3 protein-coding genes are annotated in these 3256 nt (G+C 61.9%); 2 read left to right on the forward strand and 1 reads right to left on the reverse strand.

Going from position 1 to position 3256, the window contains the following annotated elements; genetic code table 11:
• On the reverse strand, nucleotides 1-2112 hold a 2112-nt coding region (locus J0I64_RS08910; protein WP_291407270.1), incomplete at its 3' end, for a transglycosylase domain-containing protein.
• A 134-nt stretch (nucleotides 2113-2246) separates the two neighbouring features.
• On the opposite strand from J0I64_RS08910, the gene J0I64_RS08915 reads away from it, so the two are divergent.
• Both J0I64_RS08915 and J0I64_RS08920 read left to right on the forward strand, forming a co-directional pair.
• Nucleotides 2247-2702: a YcgN family cysteine cluster protein gene (locus J0I64_RS08915; RefSeq protein ID WP_291407272.1), complete on the forward strand. Its 456-nt coding sequence runs from the start codon at nucleotides 2247-2249 to the stop codon at nucleotides 2700-2702.
• Nucleotides 2703-2865: 163 nt separating this feature from the next.
• A partial coding sequence (locus tag J0I64_RS08920) for a diguanylate cyclase (protein ID WP_291407274.1) occupies nucleotides 2866-3256 on the forward strand: 391 nt, incomplete at its 3' end.

Consider the following 3256-nt stretch of genomic DNA (forward strand, 5'->3'; position numbering starts at 1 on the left):
GACGCGGCCGGCTTCGAGGGTGAACACCCGGTCGGCGAGGTCGAGAAGTTTGCGCGCCGCCGCCGGAGTCAGGTTGGGCGGCCGCTCGACGACTTCGGCTTCGGGCGTTTGGGCACCGGCTTCGGCGACCACGGTACGGGTGGGCACGAAGTTCACGCCGAACACCGGTTTGATGTCGATATTGGTGTGGGCATAGGCCATGAACTTCTGCCACGCGATGGTGGGCAGGGTGCCGCCGGTGAGATTGTTGGTCGGGCGGTAGTCGTCATTGCCGAACCAGACGGCGGCGACATAATTGCCGGTAAAGCCGCAGAACCAGGCGTCGCGGTAGGACGTGGTGGTGCCGGTTTTGCCAAGGGTCGGCACGCCCTCGATGCGGGCGCGGGTGCCGGTGCCGCTCTGGGTCACCGTGTACATCATCTGGTTCATATAGGCGACGGTCTGCTCGGAGAGCACGCGTTCGCGCGGGGCATCGGGGTTATATTCCCAGACCGGGGCGCCCGAGAGGGTCGTCATGCGGGTAATGCCGAAGGCGGGGGTCTTGTAGCCGTCATTGGCAAAGACCGCATAGGACGAGGTCATGTCGATGACCGAGACCGAGGCGACCCCGAGTGCCAGCGACCGGGTGACCGGATAATCGGCGCGGAGGCCCATGCGGTGGCTGAGTTCGGCGATGGGTTCGCGGCCGGTCTTGATCGAGAGGGTGACGGGGACCGTGTTGAGCGACTGGGCGAAGGCGCTCTGCAGGCTCACAGTGCCCTTGTAGCTGCGGCCATAGTTCTGCGGGCACCAGTCGCCGATGCAGACCGGGCGGTCGGTGATCGGATCGGACGGGGTGAGGCCGAGCTGCTCGAAGGCTTCGGAATAGACGAAGACCTTGTAGGCGGAACCCGGCTGGCGGGTGGAGACGATGGCGCGGTTGAACTGGCTCTTGCCATAATCCATGCCGCCGACCATGGCGCGGATGGCGCCCTGGGTGTCGGTGACCACCATGGCGGCCTGGCTGACGCGGTACTGCTCGCCCTGTTCGCGCACCACCGAGGTGACGGCCTCCTCGGCATATTTCTGCAGCGTGGTGTCGATGGTGGTGCGGACGACGAAATTATTGCCCGGCGTACCGGACTCGTCGATCAGGCGCTTGGCCTCTTCGAAGGTGTAGTCGAGGAAGTAGTTCGGCGAATTGACGTCCGCGGTGCGGTCGACCGGCGAGGCGGGGTGACGGCGGGCGGCGGTCACCTGGCCTTCGGTGAGGAAGCCGGCGGCGACGACATTGGAGAGCACAAGATTAGCGCGGCCGCGGGCGGCGGCGAGGTCTACGTGGGGCGCGTAGCGGGTGGGAGCCTTGAACATGCCGGCGAGCATGGCGGCTTCCGCCAGGTTGATGTCCTGCACGCGCTTGCCGAAATAGAATTCGGCGGCGGCCGTGACCCCAAAATTGCCGCCGCCCATATAGGCGCGGTCAAAATAGAGTTTCAGGATTTCGTCCTTGGAATAATGCCATTCGAGCCAGACGGCGAGGAAGGCCTCGATGATCTTGCGCTCGAAGGTGCGTTCCGAGGAGAGGAAGAGGTTTTTCGCCAATTGCTGGGTGAGCGAGGAGCCGCCCTGGGTCGAATTGTCGCCCTGGGCGTTCGAGGCGAGGGCGCGCAGGGTGCCGACGATGTCGATGCCGAAATGGTCGTAGAAGCGCCGGTCTTCGGTCGCGAGGGTCGCCTTGATCAGATAGTCGGGCATCTGGTCGAGCGCGACGCTGTCATCCGAGCGGATGCCGCGGCGGCCGATCTCGTTGCCGAAGCGATCGAGGAAGACGACGGAATAGTCCTCGGCCTTGTTGAAGGCGCCGCGATCGATGATGTTGAAGGCGGGGAGGGCAAAGGCAGTGACGATCACCGCGCCAATGGCGCCGAAGGTGAAGGCGTCGGAGAGAATTTCGACGAAGAAGCGCTTGATGCCGGTGACGTGGAACCGGCTCATGAAATCCTGATAGCGCGTGTACCAGCGACCGAGCGCCTGCCAGAATTCGTAAAGCGAGGAGTCAAGCCAGGCGTCAGCCGCCAGCATGCCGCCGGCGCGCTTTTGCCGCTTTTGCTTGCTATAGAACGGATCCTGCACGCGAAAACCCCTGGGCCCTAGGCGTTCAAACTTGTCTTGTGCCCCGGGCCAATGCAATTGCATCGCTGGAATATGATTGCGCTGGGGCCAAGACAAGCGCAAACCGGCAACAGACTAACCGAGACCCCTTGCCAATGTCCTTCTGGGAAGAAAAAACGCTCGATCAAATGACCGCGACGGAGTGGGAAGCACTCTGCGACGGCTGTGGCCGGTGCTGCCTGATCAAGCTCGAAGACGAGGATACCGGCACGCTGATCACCTCGGACGTGCGCTGCCAGCTGCTCGACGGGGATAAGTGCACCTGCACCGACTATCCCAACCGGCAAAAGGTTGTTCCGGACTGCATCAAGCTGACCCCGCAGAACGTGGTCGAGATAAAGTGGATTCCTACGACCTGCGCCTATCGCCGGATCGCCGAGGGCAAGGGCCTCGCCTGGTGGCATCCGCTGGTTTCGGGTGACCCGCAGACGGTGATCGACGTTGGCGTTTCGGTAAAAGGCAGAACCTTTCTCGAGACCGAAGTTGACCCCGATGAATGGGAAGAACATGCGGTCGAGTGGCCCGAATGGGAGCCGCCAGAGAATCTCTAGCGCGTTTTATTGAGTCGAAAATGTCACACAAGAGTTCTCGTGTGACGATTGTCTGACTCCCAAGCAAATCGACGTCTTGCCAAATCACTAATCTTGGTAACTTCTCATTAACTATAGTGTGACCAGATCGGGCAGCAAAAAGACTGCACCGGGGGCGGGCATCATGAGCAAGACCGAGGCTTTCCAGAAAGATGGGCTCTGGCAGAGGGTTAGGTCCCTGCTCGGGCGCCATGCTGAGAGGCGAGACGGACGGCGGTCGATGTCGTCCAACGGGTCTTCTAGACGCCATTCTGCAGCCCGGCCGATCGAGGAAGAGCTGCAAAAAGCCTGGATGCTGGCGGCGGAACGCAATGTTTCGCTCTGCGTCATGACCCTCGAAATCGACTGTTTCGGCGAATATCTTGCAGCCTATGGCCGTGACGCTGCCGAGGACTGCCTGGAAACCCTGGAACGACTGATCTCCTCGATGCTGAAGCGCGAGGAAGACTATTGCCTGCGTATGGGCCAGAGCGGGTTTGTTCTGGTGCTGCCCGACATGCCCATGCTGATGGGGC

Origin of the sequence: Devosia sp. (assembly GCF_017307565.1) — a bacterium.
GTDB lineage: Bacteria > Pseudomonadota > Alphaproteobacteria > Rhizobiales > Devosiaceae > Devosia.